This is a genomic window from Micromonospora sp. ALFpr18c (assembly GCF_008868155.1).
In the GTDB taxonomy this organism is placed as follows: Bacteria; Actinomycetota; Actinomycetes; order Mycobacteriales; family Micromonosporaceae; genus Micromonospora.
In genome coordinates, this window is sequence record NZ_WBKR01000155.1 from 1 (window position 1) to 15,811 (window position 15,811).

Consider the following 15,811-nt stretch of genomic DNA (forward strand, 5'->3'; position numbering starts at 1 on the left):
CGGCCCGCCCTCGACCGGATCGCCATCGACCGGCCCGCCCTCGACCGGCCCACTCTCGACCGGCCCGCCCTCGACCGGATCGCCATCGACCGCCCCGCCGTTGACCAGCCCGCGCAGGACCAGGCTCGTGTCGACCAGCCGGCCGACGACCACCCGCATGCCGAACAGCCGGCCGACGACCACGCTCGCGCCGACCGGCCGGTGGTCGACCACGCACACGTGGACGACGCACACGTCGACCGCGCACAGGTCGACGACGCACAGGTCGACGACGCACCCGGCGAGCACGCACCCGGCGAGCCCGTACACGTCGAGCAGCCGGTCGACGACCGGGCCGACACCGAGCGGCCCGGCGGGTCGGGCGGGCCGGCGGCCGACGACGTCCGGCCGACCTACCCACGGCGCATCGGCACCGACACGCCCACGCCGGTGCCGTTCCTGGCCTTCGGGCAGCCGGTGAGCGAGAACGGCACGGCCCGACACTGACCTCGGCCGGCGAACGCCGGCGGGCAGGGCCCGCAGCCATGCTCGGTGATCTGGTGCGGAAAAGGAGGTCAGGAACGGGCCTGGGACCTCCTTCTCCGCACCTGGTCACGCTCAGGAGCCGCAGCGGGAACGCGGGCGGATTCTGCCCGGAACCGGGGCGACGGTCTCCTCGGAGCTGACAGGCTGGGCGGGTCGTCGCGCACCGGCGGCGACCCGCCGGTCTGATTCGGCGACCGAGAGGAGCGCCCGGTGACCGACCGACCGGAGGACTTCGACCTGCTCGTGGTGGGCGGCGGCAAGGCCGGCAAGACGCTGAGCATGGACGTCGCCCGGTCCGGCGCACGGGTGGCGATGGTCGAACGGGCCATGATCGGCGGTAGCTGCATCAACGTCGCGTGCATCCCGACCAAGGCGCTGGTCACCAGCGCTCGCGCTGCCCGGCACCTGCGCCACGCGGCAGCGCTCGGCCTGGTGGTCGAGGGCGGGCGGGTCGATGTGGACCTGCTGCGCGCGCACAAGCAGGACGTGGTCGAGGGCATGGTCGCGGCCAACCGGCAGCAGTTCCTCGACTCCGGTCTGCACCTGGTGCTCGGTCAGGCCCGGTTCGTCGGCCCCCGGACGGTACGCGTGACGCTGGCCGACGGTGGCGAGCGGCTGCTGCGCGGCGCCGACGTGGTGATCAACACGGGTACGCGTCCGCATCTGCCGTCGGTGCCCGGGTTGGCCGACGCCGGGGTGCTGACCAGCGACAGCCTGCTGCGCCTGGACCGGTTGCCGGCCCGGCTGGTGGTGCTCGGCGGCGGGACCGTCGGGGTGGAGTTCGCGCAGATGTTCGCGTCGTTCGGCAGCACGGTGACGGTGATCGAGGGCGCCCCTCAGCTGCTCTCCCGCGAGGACCCCGACGTGAGCGACGCCGTGCTGCGGGTCTTCCTCGACGACGGCATCGACGTACGGGTCGCCATGACGGTCGCCCGGGTGGATCGTGACGCCGACGGCACCGCCCGGGTGACCCTGGACGACGGCAGCGTGGTGACCGGGGACGACGTGCTGGTGGCGGCCGGTCGGGCACCGGTCACCGACGGGCTCGGCCTGGAGACCGCTGGCGTCCAGCTCAGCGAGCGGGGCTTCGTGGTGGTCGACGAGCACCTGCGGACCACCGCCGAGCGGACCTGGGCGGCCGGGGACGTCGCGGGCAGCCCGCAGTTCACGCACGCCTCGCTGGACGACTACCGGATCATCCGGGCGAACCTCGCGGGCGAGCGTCGCAGCACCGCCGGCCGGCTGATTCCGTACACCGTCTTCACCACCCCGGAGCTGGCGCGGGTCGGGCTCAGCGAGACCGAGGCGCGCCGCGCCGGGTATGACGTCCAGGTGGCGCGTCTGCCCGTCGCCGCGATCCCGCGGGCGCGCACCCTGCGCCAGACCGAGGGCATGTGGAAGGCGGTGATCGACGCCGGCACCGACCGGATCCTCGGCGTGGCGCTGCTCGGCGCCGAGGCCGGGGAGGTGGTCACCTCGGTGCAGGTGGCCATGCTCGCCGGGATGCCGTGGACCGCCCTGCGGGACGCCGTCATCACCCATCCGACCATGGCCGAGGGCCTCAATCTCCTCTTTGCCTCGCTCCAGGCCCGCCCGGTGCGCTGACGCCGGCCGGCCTCAACCGGCGATCTCGTCGCGTACCCGCTGCTGGAAGGCGCGGGCCTGGCCGCCGGTCGGCGGCGGACCGCCGTGCCGCGCGGCGACCGCCCGGCGGATCACCCCGGGCGCGACGCCTGCGTCGAGCAACCGCTGCCCGGCCGCCACCTTCGCCAACCAGACGCCGTCGCGGTGGCGCACCAGCGAGCGGCAGGCGCCGAGGACGGCGTCCTCCGCACCGGGAGCGGGCCGGTCGTCGGGCGGGGTCGGTAGCGCCAGCCACCAGGACAGCGCCTCGATCAGCAGGCGACGCAGGTCGGCCGGGGCCAGGTCGGCGAAGACCTCCCCCGCCGGTGGCCCGAGCAGCGGCAGACCGCTCTGGTGCAGGATGCTGCGGTCCAGCCCGTACCAGAATCGGCCGTCGGCGGCCGGCCGCTCGGCCGGGTCGAGGGTGCACCGGAACGGCATCGTGGCACCCGTGTTCAGCTCGACCTCGAAGCCGGGCTCCGGGGTGCCGGAGGCGGCCACCGCGCGTCGGTAGGCGACCAGCTCCAGCCCACGCGCCGGGCAGGGCAACGCCTCGTGCCGAAGCCGCGCCACCAGCTCCCGCCTGGCCACCCCGGTCAACGGCCCGGCGCAGACCAACGCCACGTCCACGTCGCTGCGGCCGGGCTGGTACGCGCCGAGCCCCACCGAGCCGGCCGCGTACGCGCCGACCAGGTCGTCGCCGAGCACGTCCCGGGCGGCGGCGACCAGGTCGGCGAGGTAGCGCTGAAGATCCGAGTCCACGCCCTCATCGTGGCGTGCGGACGGCGGCGGCCCGCAGCCGGGTCTATCCCGCGTACAGCAGCAGCAGGCCGGCGACGGTGTACGCGACCATCAGCGCCAGCAGGGGCAGCTGGCCGGCGACCGCCCGGGCCCGGGGGAACAGGTACAGGGCGCGGTCGTGGGCGAGCAGGGTGCCGATCAGGTGCCCGAGGATGATGACGGTGATCTGGAGGGTGGCCACCCCGGAGGGTGTGACCAGGCCGGTGTGCGGCTGCCAGCCGGCGGTGCCGAGCCAGTTGGCACCGGTGCCGAGCGGGTCGGACAGCAGCGCGACGGTGCGCTGGCCCTCCAGGATCAGCAACGAGTAGTAGTGCGCCACCACGTACCCCACGGCGATCGGCACGATGGAGTGGGCGATCTCGCCCGGCACGTCACGGGCCTGAACCGGTCCGGCGCCGCCGATACGGGCCGCGGCGCCGGTGGCGGCGAGGTACGCGATGGCGACGGCGGCGATGACCAGCGTCAGCCCGGCGCTGCCGGTGACCGCCGGGGGCAGGCCGTTCTCCTGGGTGAAGCGCAGCCAGCCGGGCGCGTTGGAAAGGCTGTCGTACATGGTGGAGCCCAGCAGCACGACCACCACGGCGACCAGCCCGGGGCGCGGTCGCAGGCCGGCCATGCCGTCGAGGGGGTTGCGCCACACCAGCACACCGTCGGCGGCCCGGCCGATCGGGGCGACCTGACCGATCAGCGTGCTGTACGCCTCGAACGGGTCGGCCCGGTCGAACCAGCCGGAACCGAACAGCGCGGCCCCGACCAACAGGACCACGGCGTACCCGGCGAGCCAGGCGGTAATCACCGGCAGGGTGGCCCGGTCGGGTGCGACCAGTTCCAGCCAGACGAAGCCGAACAGGGTGCCGGCGGCCGGCCAGATCCCGACGCCGACCGGCAGGTCGCGGACGCCGCGCTCCGGGTCGCGCCGTGCCGCGAGTGCGGCCAGCAGGTGCAGGGTTCGCAGCGGGTTGACGGCCCGCCAGACCGGGCCGAGCAGCAGCGACGCGGGCACCAGCCCGACCCAGAGCAGCACGTAGAGAGCGCCCGCCGTCGGGTTGTCGGCGGTGTCCGGGCCGGCCAGGCCCAGGCCGAACCAGGCGGCGGCGAGCAGGCCGAGTCCGCGCAGCGCCCACCGGACGGCGGGCGCGTCGACGAGGCCGGCCAGCCAGCGCGGCACCGGACGGCCGCCGGTCGCGTCCCGGTCGAGTCGCGGCTCTCGCCAGAGCAGACCCAGCGCGAGGAACGTGACGACGAGGGTCAACGCGGCGGCGACGACGAGCTGCGGCAGGGTGATCGGCAGGTCCTGCCGCCCGCCGACGCCGTGCGCCAGCAGCGTGGGAGTGGCGGTCATTCCGCTCAGCGGACGACGAGCTGGAACAGCACCAGCTCGGTCTCGTGGGTCTCCACCTCGAACAGCCCGGTCTTGTCGGCGCGGAACTCCACCGAGCCGGGTGCGCCGGCCGGCAGCCGGGCGCCCAGGTCGTACCCGTGCACGTGCAGCTCGTCGGAGACGTCCGACGTGACCGTGATCCGGACCAGCTCGCCCTTACCGACGGTGACCCGCCCGGTCGGCGGGTCGATCCGCCGCTTCGCGATCTTCACGGTGATCTCCCGGTCCACGGCCGGGGTGCTGGTGGTGGCGGCCGGCGTCGGGCTCACCGCCGCGGTGGTGGCGGCGCTCGGCGGGGCCGCGGACGTCGGTGCCGCCGAGGGGGTGGCCACGGACGGGTCGTCGTCCTGCCCGCACCCGGTGGCGAGCACGGCGGTGAGCAGGGCAGCGGTGAGGACGGCGGACGTGCGGGCGGCGGGGGTACGGACGAGCACGGGCGGACTCCGAACGACGCGAGGGGGACGGGGGTCGGACAGATCGTCGGGGATGCGAACTCTACGTCTTGTTCGCCGGCGGGGAAATGACCATGATGAACGAATGCGATCGAGGCTGGTCACTGTCCGTAACGTCCTGACCCGAGCCGCGGTGGCGGTGGCCGCGACGGCGGTGGTGTCGCTGCTGCTGCCCGCGGCCCCGGCGTTCGCACACGGCCAGTTGGCGACCTCCACCCCGCTGACCGGCACCGTGGTGCGCGAGCCGCTGGCACAGGTCGCGTTGTACTTCACCGAGAAGCCGGCCGCCAACGCCCACTTCACCATCACCGGGCCGAACGGGTCGCGGGTGGACAATGGCTGGTCGTTCGGTGAGCCGAAGCGCCTGGACAAGCCCATCACGGAGTACTTCATGGTCAACGGGGTGTTCGAGCCCCGGCTGTACCACACCGGCTTCCCGGCCGTGGTGACCGTGGCGCACTGGCCGGCGAAGGGCAAGTACACCGCGACCTACCTCTCCGTCGCCTCCGACGGTGAGGAGGTGCGGGGTGCCGTCACGTTCGACTACCAGGGCCCGGGCACGGCGGCGCCGGCCGGTTGGACGGCACCCACGAACGGCCCGGAGCCGGCGCTGCTCGCGCTGGCCGAGGGCGAGCACTCGGCGCCCGCCGCGCCGGCCACGACCGGTGCGCCGGTGGCGGAGCCGACCGCGCCGTCGCCGTCCGAGGGTGGGCTGCCGCCGTGGCTGCTACCCGCCGGCCTGGTGGTGGTCGTGGGCGCGATCATCGTGGTGGCGGCCCGGCGCAGGCCCGCCCCGGGTCGGCCGACCGGCGCCGCGCGTCGACCCCGGGGCGCCACCCGCCAGTCCGGCGGCACCTCCCGCCAACGTGGCGGCTCGAGCCGCAAGCCGGCACGCCGTGGCCGACGCTAGCACCGATGGCGGGGTCTGACCGGCAGACGGTCAGGCCCCGCCCCGGACGGTCAGGGACCGTGCGGCAGCGGCTGCGCCAACGCCCGCAGGTCCGCCGGGAGTTGGGACAGCGCGTCCTCGAACTCCCGGTGCCCGACCACCCGGTGCATCGTCTGGAGGACGGCCCGGGTGCCCCGCTCGGCGGCGGGCCGGTCGACGCCGGCGCGGTCGGCCACCCTGCGCAGGAACTCGTCGAAGCCGAACGCCTCCGGCGGCTCGGCGGCCTTGACCAGCAGCGGGCTCAGCTCGTTGGCCAGGTGGGGTGCGAGCGCCGCGGCCTCCCCGCCGCTCAGTCGCTCGGTGAGGGTACGCAGGACCGCCTCGGTCAGCGGACGCGCCTGCTCCGGCGACACATTCGCCCGTGCGGCAACCTTGTCGACGAACGTCAGCTCGGCCATACCCCCGCCTCTCGGTCCGTAAGGCGCGTGGCTACCCGAGCCCGGCGGCGACAAACCCGGCACGTTCTGTTCGTTGCTCCGCGCCACCCCGACCCCGTCTCGTACGGTGGGGTGGACCGGGAAACGGCGGCTGCCCGAGGGCGGCCCGCGGCGCAGGAGGAGCAGATGGCGGTCGACCTGCCCGACGTGATCGACCGGTACTTCCGGGCCGTCGACGACGGCGACCTGGACGCCTTCGTCGCCTGCTTCGCCGACACGGCGAGTGTGGCCGACGAGGACCGGCTCTACGACGGGCGGGCGTCGATCCGTGCCTGGCGGCAGAAGACGATGGACAGCTACTCGTACACGGCCGAACCGCTGCGGGTCACGCCGCAGGCGGGCGACTCGTATCAGGTGCTCGCCCGGGTGAGCGGCACTTTTCCCGGCAGTCCGGTCGAGCTGCGGTACCGGTTCACTGTGCGCGACGGCCTGATCGGCGCCCTGGACATCCGCCCGTAGCACGCGGCGGGTCCGCCCGACAGGAGGAGCCGGCGTGTCGCGAGTCTGGCTCATCACCGGTTGTTCCACCGGCCTCGGTCGGGCGCTCGCCGAGGCCGTGCTGGCCGACGGCGACCGGCTCGTCGCCACCGCCCGCAACCCGACGCAGCTCGCCGACCTCGCCGACCGGTACGGCGACCAGGTCCGGACGGTGTCTCTCGACGTCACCGACCCCGCCGCGGCCCGGACCGTGGTCAGCGACGCGGTGGACGCCTTCGGCAGACTGGACATCCTGGTGAACAACGCCGGGTACGCCGACGTCGCCGCGATCGAGGACATCTCGGAGGACGCGTTCCGGGCGCAGATCGAGGCCAACTTCTTCGGGGTGGTCAACCTGTCCCGGGCCGCCCTGCCGCCGATGCGCGAGCAGCGGCGTGGGCACATCGTCCAGGTCTCCAGTGTCGGCAGCCGGGTGGCGAGCATCGGGTTGGGCGCGTACCAGGCCGCCAAGTGGGCGGTGAGCGGCTTCTCCGGCGTGCTCGCCAGGGAGGTCGGGTCGTTCGGGATCCGGGTCACCGCGGTCGAGCCGGGTGCCCTGCGGACCGAGTGGGCCGGATCGTCGATGAGCGCGTTGCCGATCAGCGAGCCGTACCGGCCGGTCATCGAGCCGGCCGTCGAGCGCCTGCGTCAGGCCAACGGCACCCAGCCGGGCGATCCCGCCCGCGCCGCTCAGGCGATCATCCAGATCACCCGGGTCGACGACCCGCCGGCGCGGCTGCTGCTCGGCGCCGACGCCGTGGCGGGCGCGACCGCGGCGGCCGACGCCCTCGCCGCCTCCGACGCGCGGTGGCGCGAGCTGAGCGAGTCCATCGTCTTCGACGCCAGGTCCTGACCGGGAGCGCGCGCCGAGCGGATCGGACGGGTCGCTGTTGATCACCGCCGAACGGACGACACGGTCCACCCGGCGGCGGGTGACATGATGTGCCGACAACAGCCGACTCGACGAGGAAGGGTGCTGCTGCCCGATGCCCCACTTCGAGGCCCGGACGTCCACGGCACCCGGGCGGATCGTGGTCACCCTGATCGGCGAGTGTGACCTGGCCGCCCGGGACGAGCTGACCACGGTACTGGCCTCGGCGGTACGCGGCGCACCGGTCGTGGTGGTCGACGTGGGCGGGTTACGGTTCCTCGACTCCACCGGCCTGCACACCCTGGTGACGGCCCATCGGGCGGCGCGCGCGGACGGCCGGCGGCTCTACGCGGTCAACGCCGCCGGGGCGGTCGCCACCCTGCTGGACATCACCGGCGTGGGCGACCTGCTGAGCCCACCCGCCGACGATTCGCGGCTGGCGGGCTGATGGCGGCCGACCGACGGGAGACCGTGACCGAGCAGCCCACGTCCACCCCGGTGACGGACACCATGGCGTACCGGGTGGCGACCGACCTGCGTGCGTTGCGCGCGTTCGTCTGCGCCGGTGCCCTGGCCCGGGGCCTGCCGCCCGAGCGAGTCGACCTGCTGGCGCTTGCCGTGAGTGAGCTGGCCACGAACACGTTGCAGCACACCACCGGCGGCGGCCAGGTCCGGCTGTGGGCCGAGGCGGGTCACCTGTTCTGCGACATCGTCGACCAGGGGCCGACGCGGTCGTTCGGTCGGGCCATGCCGGCCGCCGAGGCGGTACGGGGTCGGGGGCTCGCCATCGTCGAGCAGGTCTGCGACGAGGTCGCGGTGTTCGGCACGCCGGAGGGGACCGTCGTGCGGATCCGGCTGGGTCTGTGACCCGCCCGGGGGCGGCTCAGGGCAGCACACGCACGGCCAGGGTGCAGGTGTCGTCGTCCGGGTTGGGGTGGTGCAGCAGCTCACGCAGCCGATCGAGGGTCTGCTCCCCCGGCGCGGCGGTGAACGCGGACAACGTCGCGGCCACCCGGTCCAGCAGCGCCTCGGTGGGCACCCGGCGTTCCACCAGCCCGTCGGTGTAGAACAGCACCAGGTCGTCGGGGCGCAGGCGTGGCGTACGCACCGGGTACGCCGAGTCGGTGCCGGCACCCAGCAGCAGACCGGGCGGAAGGTCGAGCGGGCCGGTCTCGCCGGCCCGCGACAGCAGCGGCGCCAGGTGCCCGGCGCGCGCCCAGCAGAGCACCCGGGTCGTCGGATCGTAGACGGCGACCACGGCGGTCGCGGTGATCGCGAGCTGGACGCAGAGTCGGTTGAGGTGGCCGAGCAGCACCGACGGGTCCCGGATGTCGATCGCCAGCCAGGCCACCAGCGCGAACCGCAGGTGCGCCATCCCGCTGGCGGCGTCCAGCCCGTGACCGGCGACGTCGCCGACGGCGAGCACGACCGTGCCGTCCGGCAGGGTCTGGGCGTGGTACCAGTCCCCGCCCACCTGGGCGGCGCTCTCCGCCGGCAGGTAGGTGACCATCGCCTCCAGGCCGGCCAGGCGCAACGGGTCGCGGGGCACCGGCTGGATCAGGTTCTGCAGCTGCCCGGCCAGCCGATGCTCGGCCAGCGCCGTGATCTCCCGCGTCCGGAGCTGGTCGCTGAGTTGTTCGATGGCGGTCCGCGAATCTACCCGGGCCGTCACGTCCTGCACCACGGCGTGGATCTTCAGGGGTGCGCCGGCCGCGTCCCGGGAGGCACCGGAGAGGATCCGCAGATACTTCACCGATCCCGCCGCCTGGAACCGGACCGTGACGTCCGAGGACCCCCCGCTGTCCATCGTCTGCCAGGCCGCCTCGCCCAGCATCTGGTCGTCGGGGAGCATGGCGGCCGACTGCTCGGCCCGGGACAGCGGACCGAGCGCCGGATCCCGTTCGAAGATCCGGTACATCCCGGGCGACCACTCGCTGACCCCGCTGGCCAGGTCGTACTCGGCCCAGCCCAGGCTGCCCAGCAGCTCGGTGCGCTCCAACCGACGCCGGTCCTCGTCGAGCCGTCGCCAGGAGACGAGCAGGCCACCGAGCACCCGGTCGACGTACACGTCGAACTGCGAGTCGGCCACGACTCCCGCGCGCTTCTCCGCGTACCGGAAGTCGGCCAGCCGGCCGGGCGACCCGGTGGCGAGCACCTCGTGGTACAGCTGCCAGAGGGGGCCGTCGACCATGCTCGGGTACAGGTCGCTGAGCAACCCGCCTACCCGGTCGACTCCGCGGCCGTAGATGTCGTTGCCCTGTCCGCTGGTGGCCGCGACCCGGAAGTCGGCGACCACCCCGTCGTGGTGCACCGGGAGCAGCCAGGTGCAGCCGGCCGGTACGACCGCGAGGATCTCCCGGACGACGGCCTCGACGGGGCGGGCCGCGTCGGCGTCCCGCGCGAGTCGGTCTGTCACGACAGCAGCCTAGTCACCGGCCGGGCGCCCGCCCACGCCCCGACGCGTCGACCCGAGCCGCCCGGAGGCCGATCCGCCCCCGTCCGGGCCACGCCGGCTGCCACAATGCGGACAGCCGGTCGGATGGTGGCGCCGGCTGGACCCGACCGGGAGGACGGCACCATGCCGGACAGCGCACGCGAGGCCGAACTGCTCGATGCCGAGCGGACCCTGCAGGCCGCCCAGCGGGCCGGCGACGTCGACGCCCTCGACCAGTTGCTTGTCGACCAGTTGCTCGCCATCGGCCCGGACGGTCGCGCGTACCGCAAGGAGGACGACCTCGCCGCATACCGGGACCGCAGCTCGGTGATCGAGGAGCTGGTCGAGGAGGAGCTGGACCTGCTCGTCGTCGGCTCGACCGGGGTGACGTTCTTCCTGGGCCGGGTGGCCGGTGTGTTCGAGGGGGCAGCGTTCGCGGCGCGCCTGCGCTACACCCGGACCTGGGTCCACGACGACCCGCACGGCTGGCGGGTCCTCGCCGCGCACATCAGCCCGGTCTGACCGGCCCGACTCCGGTCACGGCCCGCCGTCGTCCTCGTCGAGCAGGCCCTGCTCGTCGAGGAAGGCGAACCACCGGTCGGCGGCCGGGGTCAGCTCGGCGTAGCCCGGGCCGAGGACGTAGTAGTCGACGAAGGAGCCCAGGTCGGGGGCCAGTTCCTCGAACGCGTCGGACATGAACCACTCGGTGCCGGTCGGCGGGAAGAACCAGACCGCGCCGGTGCCGCGGTCCATGAAGATCGGCTCGTCGCTGTGGGTGCCGATCACGAGCCAGCCCGCCCGGTCCTCGGGGATGGACGAGAAGTCCGGCGCGTGGTCGAGGTGATGCTGGAGACCGGCGAGGGTCGACGTGGACGCCAGCTCGACCCGGCCGGCGCGCAGCCCGTCGGCCACCAGCAGCAGATCCCGCAGGTCGGCGGGGAGGCCCGCCGGCACGACGTCGATGCCGGCACCCTCGCCGATGTCGGCGTACTCCAGGCTCGCCGGCTCGTCCGCGACCAGGTCGGCCCGCAGCTCGCCGATGAGCTGACGCAGATCGGGAGTCATCCACCACCTCCGGATGGTCCTGGCCCGCCCGGTGCGGGCCTCACGCGGGCACCCGCTCGACGGTGATGTCGACCGGGCCGACGCGCAGCGTGCCGTCGTTGAGGGGTGTGCAGCGGATGCCACCCGTGGTGCGCAGAGCCTTCCATGCCCCCGGCCCGACCGTGACGTCCATCCAGGCGCACGGTCGCGCCGCGCGGTTGACCCGCAGGCTGACCGGACCGTCTCCGGAGTCGAGGACGAGCACCCTGCCGATCAGCTCGTCCACCGCGATCCCGTTGGTGAGGATGTTGCGGCGGACCTCCGCCAGCCCGATGCCGGGCGGCAGGGACTCCTGGGCGATGACCGTCACGCTGGCGTCGCGGTGCGCCTGCTGGCCGAAGTACCGGTCGCCGACGACGCCGAGGCCGGCCCGGATCTGGACCCTGTCGACCAGCTCACCGGGCGGGGCCTGGGCCGGACCGTCCGCGGGCCGGCCCAGGAAGCGGTGCACGGGCGAGGCCAGCAACTCGACGATCTCCGGCATGGCAGGGATTCTACGAACCGGACGGCCCCGCGCGGGCCGAGTCGGCGCAGCGCGCTGAGGGCGCACGACGGTGCGACGGCGACGCGGGGGCCGCCGTCGCACCGTCACGGCGCTCAGGCCGGGGTGCCGGTGACGGTCAGGTGCCGCAGTCGACCCACGTTGTCGAACGAGCCGAAGCCCACCCGCCCGGAGCCGAAGGTGGTGTCCTTCGCCGTCATCAGCGGGTCGCGGTGCCCGTCGACGTAGACCGCGATCTCCCCGGTGGCCGGCAGGTGCACCACCCGGACTCGGTGCCAGTCGGCATCGGTGATCGCCGGGTTGGCGCCACGGGACCGGCCGTTCCACTGGTGGTCGATGCGTTCCCGGTCGGCGTTGTTGACCTTGAAGATGCCGTTGTGCGGGTAGATCGTGTTGTCGGTGGAGAGGTGGGCGTAGTAGAACTCGGTGTCCGAGCGCCACCCGAAGACGATGATCACGTCCCGGTTGGTCACCTCCACCGGAGTGTCGAGGCGTACCCGGGCGTCGACCCGCACCGACGACCAGGCCGGGCCGGCGGTCAGCACCGCGTACTCGAATGGCCGGCGCGGACCCGGCCGGCTCTCCCCGGCCTCCGCGAGGATGACCTCGTCGCGGGTGAACTGCCACTTGGCCGGCGTGACCGGCGCCCAGTTCGAGGCCCCGGCGGTACGGCGCAGAGTGGTGTTCCCGACGTCGCCGTCGGCGACCACCCGCGTGCCGGTGACCTTCCAGATCTTCCCGTTGGCCTTGGCGACAAGGTACAGCTCGCCGGCGGCGTCGGTGCCGAAGCGCAGGTCGACCCGGTTGGGATCGCCCGGAGCGCCAGGGCCGGAGAGGTCGCGCATCCGCACCGGGCCACCCGCCGCGCCGAACAGCGCGAGCTGGTGGATCGGGGCCAGACCCCGGCCGCGGCGCATCTCGTTCGCCTCGGTGTAGAGCACCCGGCCGTCGACCAGGTCACCGAAGACGTACTTGCCGCGCAGCGCGGGCAGCGCGCGTCCCCGGTAGACGAACCCGCCGGCCACCGCGACGCCGACGTCCGCGGTGCAGTTCCAGTCCGCGGCGGGGTCGTGGTCGTACGCGGCGACGGGGTACGTGTAGCCGTACCGCTCGTCGTCGGCGGGCAGCGGGAACAGCCGGTCGCACGGGTTGGTGGCCGCCCTGTCGAACACGAAGGACCCCTCGCGCTCGCTCCAGCCGAAGTTGTCGCCGGCACGGACCTCGTAGATCGCCTCGACGGCGTGTTCACCGATGTGCCCGAGGTACATCCGGCCGGTCGCCCGGTCCCAGCTGAACCGGTGCGGGTCGCGGAAGCCCACGGCGTAGATCTCGCCGAGTGCCCCGGTCCGGCCGACGAACGGGTTGGTGGCCGGGATGCCGTACCGGCCGTTGGTGGAGTTGCTGCCCCGCGGGTCGATCCGCAGCAGCTTGCCGTGCGGCAGGCCGAGGTTCTGCGGGTCGGTGTTGCGCGCGCCCAGGCCACCGTCGCCGACGGCGAGGTAGAGCAGGCCGTAGTCGCGGTCGTGGCGCTTGGCCGTCGGGTTGAAGTTGATCTCCTGGATGCCGTGCACCTGGCCGCCGAAGCCGATGCGCAGCACCTCCCGGCGGGTGCCTGCGAAGGTGGCGGCGCCCGGGTCGGTGGCCGTCCACTCGGTGATGACGCCGTGGTAGACGGTGCCGGGCTGGGCGTAGTCCGGCACGGTGGTCGTCGCCGACGCCAACTCGGTGTGGATGGTGTAGAACCGGCCGTTGACGCCGAACTCCGGATGGAACGCGACGTACCCGAAGCCCTGGCCGAGACCACGGCCGGAGAAGAACCGCGGCGCGAACGTCGCCGCCACGTCCAGGTAGACGTGCGGCACGCCGTTCTCGACCAGGTACAGGTTGCCGTTCAGGTCGGGCACCGCCCGCCGGCCGGAGCCGTCGGGCAGCTCCATGACCGTGTTGATCCGGGCGGTACGCATGAGCCGCTGATCGGTCGGCGCCGGAGTGGGGTACGACTGCGGGAAGCTGGCGTACTCACTGAGGACCAGCCCGAGGCGGGACTGGACCGGCATCTCGGGGATCGGGTCGTAGACCGCGTCGGCGGCCCGGGCGGGTGTGGCGACCAGGGTGGACAGGACCAGCACGAGGGCGGTGAGGCCGGCCCTCAGGGCGGGCCGGCGGATTCTGCCGGCGCGGCGGTGCAGGGTGCGCACGCATGTCTCCTTCTCGGTGGGACGGTGCCGAGGGTGGTCAGCGGGCCAGGTGGCGGTACTGCCTCCGCACGTCGTTCGCGGAGACCACGCTGTCGAGGAACATCAGGCCGTCCATGCGGCAGTCGCACGGGTTGCGCTCCAGCGTGTCCTGCGGAAAGCTCCCGCCGATCTTGATGCCCCGGGGGTCGGAGGCGGTGGTCACGTGCGGGCCGGGCCCCGACACGAGCCAGGGGTCGTCGGTGCGGGTGTAGAAGCCGTCCACCGGTTCGCCGTCGCGGTAGAGGGCGAGCGCGCCGGTGCCGAAGTCGAAGGTGGCGGCGAGGTGCACCCACTCCCCCGCCGGCAGCAGCTCCCGCCAGTCCCGGCTCGCGGCGAAGGTCTGCGAGTTGCCGCCGTCGAGGCGTCGGCCGAGCGCGACGAGGCGCAGGTCCCCGTCGACGTCGATCAGCTCCAGCAGGGCGCGGACGCCGTGACCGTCCGAGTCGCCGGTCAGCACCCCGGCCAGGCCGATCGCGTTGTACCGGTCGTCCGGGTCGGCGGTGGTGGAGTTGGGCAGCGGGCTGTCCATGTTCAGCTTGAACCAGCCCATCACGGTGGTGCCGCCGGTGGCGCTGAACGCGCGCAGCGTGCGTACTCCGCTGGCCGACCAGGTGCCGGCCTTCCAGTCGTCGTTGCCGGCGACCGCCGGGTCGACCTGCCGGGTCTGCACCGCGTTGCGGCTGCCCCGGTAGGCGCGGTCCGGCACCCGCATGGCGGCGCCACCGTTGATCAGTTCGATCTCGGTGCCGGAGCGGCCCTGGTCGCGCTCCAGCGCGGGGTCGCCGGGCACCGGGTGGTCGAAGTCGTACGCGGCCACCAGGTGCGCTCGCAGGGCCGGGTGGACGTCGTGCGAGATGCTCCGATCCGCCTGCGCCGGCGGCGCGCCGGCGCCGGTCAGCGCGCCGGTCGCCAGCAGGGAGACGGTGGCGACGGCGGCTCGTCTGGCCCTGGACATCGCGTTCACCTCGTTTCGTGGCACGGCGGTGCCGGCTACGTAACCGCTTACGTAAGCGCTTACGTACCCTAGGCTTCGATGAACGTCACTGGCAACAGATCAGGTGACATGGATGTTTCCGGGAAGTTGCGGATGCCGAGGGCCAGCCAACGGCCGCGCCTCGTGGACGTGGCCGAACACGCCGCCGTCTCGTTGGCGACCGCCTCCCGTGCCCTCGCCGGCCGCGACGGGGTCAGCGCCGAGGTGGCCGACCGGATCCGGCGGATCGCCCGCGAGCTGGGCTACGTCGCCAACCCGTACGCCCGCACCCTGGCCGGGGGCGCCAGCTCCACGGTCGGACTGATCGTCCACCAGGTCGACGACCCCTACTTCTCCGAGATCGCCGCCGGCGTCATCCACCTCGCCGCCGAACAGGGACTGCTCGTGCAGATCTGCCAGTCCGGCCGCGACCCCGGCTACGAGCTGCAACAGCTTCGTCACCTCATCGCCCAGCGGGTCGGCATCATCCTGATCGGCGGCTCGGGGTACGACGACCCGCGGGTGGAGGCCGAGGCCCGCGCCGAGCTGGCGGCGTTCCAGGAGCACGGCGGCCGGGTCGCCGCCATCGGACGGCACGCGCTCGGCGTCGACGCCGTCCTGCCGGACAACGAGGCCGGCGGTTTCGCGCTCGCCCAGCACCTGATGGATCTCGGGCACCGACGGATCGCGGTCGCCGCGGGCAGCGCCGGTCTCACCACCGTCGCCGACCGGCTCGCCGGTGTGGCGTCGGCCGTACGGCTGCGCGGGCTGCCCGCCGCCGACCTGGCCGTCGTGCACGGCGACTTCACCCGGGGAGGCGGGCGGGCGGCCACCGAGCAGATCCTCAACGAGCACCCGGAAACCACCGCGATCATCGCCCTCAACGACGCGATGGCCATGGGCGTGCTGTCGACACTGCGATCCCGCCGCGTGCCGGTGCCGACACGGATGTCGGTCGTCGGCTTCGACGACGTCTCGGTGGCCGCCGACCTCGCCCCCAGCCTCACCACCATCCGGCTGCCGATGACCGAGATGGGCCGCACCG

General features: G+C 73.6%; 17 protein-coding genes and 1 pseudogene. 9 read left to right on the top strand and 9 right to left on the bottom strand.

What is annotated here, in order from left to right; all coding sequences use genetic code 11:
• Window positions 1-486, top strand: a pseudogene (locus F8271_RS23235) (hypothetical protein); the annotation flags it as partial.
• Window positions 487-735: 249 nt separating this feature from the next.
• The gene (locus tag F8271_RS23240; protein WP_151491945.1) at window positions 736-2,130 is read left to right on the top strand and encodes an NAD(P)/FAD-dependent oxidoreductase; all 1,395 of its coding nucleotides are present in this window, start codon (window positions 736-738) and stop codon (window positions 2,128-2,130) included.
• Between the two features lie 12 nt (window positions 2,131-2,142).
• On the opposite strand, the gene F8271_RS23245 is transcribed toward F8271_RS23240, so the two are convergent.
• From F8271_RS23245 to F8271_RS23255, 3 genes are read right to left on the bottom strand one after another with little or no spacing between them, the layout of a single operon-like run.
• Window positions 2,143-2,910: a nucleotidyltransferase domain-containing protein gene (locus F8271_RS23245; protein ID WP_151491946.1), complete on the bottom strand. Its 768-nt coding sequence runs from the start codon at window positions 2,908-2,910 to the stop codon at window positions 2,143-2,145.
• Between the two features lie 43 nt (window positions 2,911-2,953).
• Window positions 2,954-4,291: a hypothetical protein gene (locus F8271_RS23250; protein WP_151491947.1), complete on the bottom strand. Its 1,338-nt coding sequence runs from the start codon at window positions 4,289-4,291 to the stop codon at window positions 2,954-2,956.
• A 5-nt stretch (window positions 4,292-4,296) separates the two neighbouring features.
• A complete protein-coding gene (locus F8271_RS23255) occupies window positions 4,297-4,764 on the bottom strand; it encodes a hypothetical protein (RefSeq protein ID WP_151491948.1) in 468 nt (155 codons plus the stop codon).
• A gap of 103 nt (window positions 4,765-4,867) precedes the next feature.
• Here F8271_RS23255 and F8271_RS23260 point away from each other — a divergent pair, with 103 nt between their 5' ends.
• Window positions 4,868-5,692 carry a copper resistance protein CopC gene (locus tag F8271_RS23260; protein ID WP_192580418.1) on the top strand — a complete coding sequence of 275 codons (825 nt, stop codon included), beginning with the start codon at window positions 4,868-4,870 and terminating at the stop codon, window positions 5,690-5,692.
• Between the two features lie 50 nt (window positions 5,693-5,742).
• Here F8271_RS23260 and F8271_RS23265 read toward each other — a convergent pair whose 3' ends face one another.
• Window positions 5,743-6,129, bottom strand: coding sequence for a DUF2267 domain-containing protein (locus F8271_RS23265; protein ID WP_151491950.1), 387 nt, complete (start codon window positions 6,127-6,129; stop codon window positions 5,743-5,745).
• 165 nt (window positions 6,130-6,294) lie between these two features.
• Between F8271_RS23265 and F8271_RS23270 the strand changes: the two genes are divergently transcribed.
• The 4 genes from F8271_RS23270 (at window position 6,295) to F8271_RS23285 (ending at window position 8,383) form a co-directional block, all read left to right on the top strand.
• Window positions 6,295-6,627: a nuclear transport factor 2 family protein gene (locus F8271_RS23270; protein ID WP_151491951.1), complete on the top strand. Its 333-nt coding sequence runs from the start codon at window positions 6,295-6,297 to the stop codon at window positions 6,625-6,627.
• A 34-nt stretch (window positions 6,628-6,661) separates the two neighbouring features.
• Window positions 6,662-7,498, top strand: a complete 837-nt coding sequence (locus F8271_RS23275) for an oxidoreductase (RefSeq protein ID WP_151491952.1) — start codon at window positions 6,662-6,664, stop codon at window positions 7,496-7,498.
• 133 nt (window positions 7,499-7,631) lie between these two features.
• Window positions 7,632-7,964 (top strand): STAS domain-containing protein, encoded by a 333-nt coding sequence (locus F8271_RS23280; protein WP_151491953.1) that lies wholly within the window; start codon window positions 7,632-7,634, stop codon window positions 7,962-7,964.
• Window positions 7,964-8,383: an ATP-binding protein gene (locus tag F8271_RS23285; RefSeq protein WP_151491954.1), complete on the top strand. Its 420-nt coding sequence runs from the start codon at window positions 7,964-7,966 to the stop codon at window positions 8,381-8,383. Before F8271_RS23280 ends, F8271_RS23285 begins: the two co-directional genes overlap by 1 nt.
• A gap of 16 nt (window positions 8,384-8,399) precedes the next feature.
• Here the strand turns inward: F8271_RS23285 and F8271_RS23290 are convergent, their stop codons facing one another.
• Window positions 8,400-9,932 (bottom strand): PP2C family protein-serine/threonine phosphatase, encoded by a 1,533-nt coding sequence (locus F8271_RS23290; RefSeq protein ID WP_151491955.1) that lies wholly within the window; start codon window positions 9,930-9,932, stop codon window positions 8,400-8,402.
• A gap of 162 nt (window positions 9,933-10,094) precedes the next feature.
• Between F8271_RS23290 and F8271_RS23295 the strand changes: the two genes are divergently transcribed.
• Complete coding sequence (locus F8271_RS23295) at window positions 10,095-10,472, top strand: nuclear transport factor 2 family protein (RefSeq protein ID WP_151491956.1); 378 nt, start codon at window positions 10,095-10,097, stop codon at window positions 10,470-10,472.
• Window positions 10,473-10,487: 15 nt separating this feature from the next.
• Here the strand turns inward: F8271_RS23295 and F8271_RS23300 are convergent, their stop codons facing one another.
• The 4 genes from F8271_RS23300 to F8271_RS23315 form a co-directional block, all read right to left on the bottom strand.
• The gene (locus tag F8271_RS23300) at window positions 10,488-11,015 is read right to left on the bottom strand and encodes an SUKH-4 family immunity protein (protein ID WP_151491957.1); all 528 of its coding nucleotides are present in this window, start codon (window positions 11,013-11,015) and stop codon (window positions 10,488-10,490) included.
• Window positions 11,016-11,055: 40 nt separating this feature from the next.
• Entirely contained in the window at window positions 11,056-11,538 is a 483-nt protein-coding gene (locus F8271_RS23305; protein WP_151491958.1) for a molybdenum cofactor biosysynthesis protein, read from the bottom strand.
• A 113-nt stretch (window positions 11,539-11,651) separates the two neighbouring features.
• Window positions 11,652-13,754, bottom strand: coding sequence for a sorbosone dehydrogenase family protein (locus F8271_RS23310; protein ID WP_151491959.1), 2,103 nt, complete (start codon window positions 13,752-13,754; stop codon window positions 11,652-11,654).
• Between the two features lie 37 nt (window positions 13,755-13,791).
• The gene (locus tag F8271_RS23315; RefSeq protein WP_192580419.1) at window positions 13,792-14,748 is read right to left on the bottom strand and encodes a LamG-like jellyroll fold domain-containing protein; all 957 of its coding nucleotides are present in this window, start codon (window positions 14,746-14,748) and stop codon (window positions 13,792-13,794) included.
• 132 nt (window positions 14,749-14,880) lie between these two features.
• On the opposite strand from F8271_RS23315, the gene F8271_RS23320 reads away from it, so the two are divergent.
• Window positions 14,881-15,811, top strand: a 931-nt coding sequence (locus F8271_RS23320) for a LacI family DNA-binding transcriptional regulator (RefSeq protein ID WP_151491961.1), incomplete at its 3' end; no start/stop codon positions are given.

What these genes read in the sequence shown, in the direction of transcription:
- F8271_RS23250 (WP_151491947.1), bottom strand. Translation starts at nt 4,291, where the DNA reads ATGACCGCCACTCCCACGCTGCTGGCGCACGGCGTCGGCGGGCGGCAG.
- F8271_RS23260 (WP_192580418.1), top strand. Translation starts at nt 4,868, where the DNA reads ATGCGATCGAGGCTGGTCACTGTCCGTAACGTCCTGACCCGAGCCGCG.
- F8271_RS23265 (WP_151491950.1), bottom strand. Translation starts at nt 6,129, where the DNA reads ATGGCCGAGCTGACGTTCGTCGACAAGGTTGCCGCACGGGCGAATGTG.
- F8271_RS23270 (WP_151491951.1), top strand. Translation starts at nt 6,295, where the DNA reads ATGGCGGTCGACCTGCCCGACGTGATCGACCGGTACTTCCGGGCCGTC.
- F8271_RS23280 (WP_151491953.1), top strand. Translation starts at nt 7,632, where the DNA reads ATGCCCCACTTCGAGGCCCGGACGTCCACGGCACCCGGGCGGATCGTG.
- F8271_RS23285 (WP_151491954.1), top strand. Translation starts at nt 7,964, where the DNA reads ATGGCGGCCGACCGACGGGAGACCGTGACCGAGCAGCCCACGTCCACC.
- F8271_RS23295 (WP_151491956.1), top strand. Translation starts at nt 10,095, where the DNA reads ATGCCGGACAGCGCACGCGAGGCCGAACTGCTCGATGCCGAGCGGACC.
- F8271_RS23300 (WP_151491957.1), bottom strand. Translation starts at nt 11,015, where the DNA reads ATGACTCCCGATCTGCGTCAGCTCATCGGCGAGCTGCGGGCCGACCTG.
- F8271_RS23305 (WP_151491958.1), bottom strand. Translation starts at nt 11,538, where the DNA reads ATGCCGGAGATCGTCGAGTTGCTGGCCTCGCCCGTGCACCGCTTCCTG.
- F8271_RS23315 (WP_192580419.1), bottom strand. Translation starts at nt 14,748, where the DNA reads ATGTCCAGGGCCAGACGAGCCGCCGTCGCCACCGTCTCCCTGCTGGCG.